This window comes from Staphylococcus sp. HMSC062H10, assembly GCF_001836945.1.
In the GTDB taxonomy this organism is placed as follows: Bacteria; Bacillota; Bacilli; order Staphylococcales; family Staphylococcaceae; genus Staphylococcus; species Staphylococcus aureus.
Genome location: NZ_KV830997.1, coordinates 1 through 2125 on the forward strand (window position 1 = coordinate 1; position 2125 = coordinate 2125).

At 27.2% G+C, this 2125-nt stretch carries 2 protein-coding genes; one reads left to right on the forward strand and one right to left on the reverse strand.

The window, feature by feature from the left end:
- Positions 1-150 precede the first annotated feature (150 nt).
- On the forward strand, positions 151-1125 hold the full coding sequence (locus HMPREF2658_RS12315) for a DUF4062 domain-containing protein (protein WP_000072391.1): 975 nt from the start codon (positions 151-153) through the stop codon (positions 1123-1125).
- A 119-nt stretch (positions 1126-1244) separates the two neighbouring features.
- Here HMPREF2658_RS12315 and HMPREF2658_RS12320 read toward each other — a convergent pair whose 3' ends face one another.
- Positions 1245-2060, reverse strand: a complete 816-nt coding sequence (locus HMPREF2658_RS12320; RefSeq protein ID WP_000164958.1) for an AAA family ATPase — start codon at positions 2058-2060, stop codon at positions 1245-1247.
- Positions 2061-2125: the final 65 nt, after the last annotated feature.

Below are 2125 nucleotides of genomic sequence, written 5' to 3' on the forward strand. Positions count from 1 at the left end.
GATTGGTGCATTAATTGTTAATCATTTTCGTTATCTAGATTATAACACTGGTTAGTAGAGGAATGCAAAAAGATAATATTTTAAGTAGTCTTTTTGGATATTATCATATGATATATTTATGTAAATTGATTTTTTATTAAAGGAGCATATATGAGTAATACTAAAATTAAATATCAAATTTTTATTTCATCAACTTATTTAGATTTAATAGAAGAGCGTCAAGCAGTAGTAGAAGCAGTTTTAAACAGTAATAATATTCCAGCAGGTATGGAACTTTTTAACTCAAGTAGTAAAAGCCAATGGGAAATAATAACACAATGGATCAATGAATCAGATGCAGTGATATTATTGTTAGGTTCTAGTTATGGAACAATTGATAGTGAAGAAAATATTAGCTATACAGAAATGGAGTACAATTTTGCTAAATCTTTAGGTAAACCTATATATGTTTTTGAGATGAATAAAGCATCTACCGAATCCGCGGAAAAGTCTAAAAAATTAGATGAGTTTAAGACAAAAGTTAAAGAAAATAGACTAATTAGTCCAAATATTAATGATATTTCGGAATTAAAAAGTAAAGTATCTCAGACTTTAATGCAAAGTGTACCTAGTGAAATTAAAGAAAATAGTGGATGGATAAGAGTACAGGATTGTGGTAAAAATGTAAAAAAATTAAAAAAATTGGATGCTATACAAAGAGATTTAGATACATATGATTTTTTGAAAGAAGAACTTTATAAAATATTCATGTATGTAAAAACTTTTTATTTCCAGCACACACCATTTGATGATAGTTATATTGAAGATATAGAAAACTACCTGCTAAATTATGAAAATAATCCACATAAATCATTCATGAAAATAAAAGTTTATGATTATAAAAACTTTTTAAAACATTTAAAAAACATATTGATTTTAATTAAACAAGGAAAAAAGCCATTAGCTCAAGCCGGTCATTTTAAATTAAGCTTTTACGAAGAGGATTTAAAATTGTTACAAAAAAATTATAAGACTACGCTAGTCGATATTAAAGGATTGAATAAACATTTTTATAAGGAATGTGATAGGTGCTTAAAAGCATATAATATTTTTATTGAGGGTATAAATAAACATTTATATGAATGATATAAGTACACCCTAATCATACATATATAATTGTTGTCACTTTACTCGATATATGAGAATGACTTTACCTAATAAATGAGAAAAGCAACGCACTATATTAAAATGCGTTGCTTTTTCTATTATCGAATACCTATAACTAAACTATCTCTAGCTGTTTCTACAACTTCTGTACTTATTTTATCTAAACCATTTATATCCATAATTCTGTCTATCTGCGCAAATAAACGATGAATCAGCCTAAAATTCCCTTTTGTAATTTTAATAATCGTCGTTATTGCCTCATAATCAGTAAAGTCTTCGAGTTTTAAATCAAATCCTAAGTCTTGCCACTTATATTCTAATATATGATGCGTCTCATCTTTACTTAGATTATCAAATTCATGCGCAAAACCTATACGCGAATATAGTTGAGGATAACGAGATAGTTTTTTCTCTATACCCGGCATACCAATAAATATCATTGCTAAATTATGTTCATCATAAATAGCTCTTAATTGCTCTAAATGTTGCACTTTAAGGCGATCAATCTCATCTACTATAATTAAATCAATATATTTAAACATATCACTATAATGTTTACTATGTTCATGTCCATACTTATTTACAACATGTAATTTTTGACCCAAATCAATGATTGCAGTAATACTATATAAATCATTCCTTAATTTAGTTTGTTTTTCTGCTGGTGCATTATAAAATATTTTATCCACCGATAGTATGTCATCGGTCGTTTTACTAGCTAAATCTTCCCAACCTCTATGGTTAACTTGTTTTTCAATAGTATCCCAATTTGTGTAATACCTAGACGATAAAGTTTTTCCGACACCAGGTTGACCATAACATATACCAATATACTGATATTTAATACAAGCATCACAAAATTCAGCAAAGCGTTTATACTCTTTCGTTTCAATGAAATTTTGATTTTTAGTCATTACGATATCTCTTTAATTTTTTGACGTTTTTAGTCGTTTCTTGAGGTGAATAACCACATTTTTTT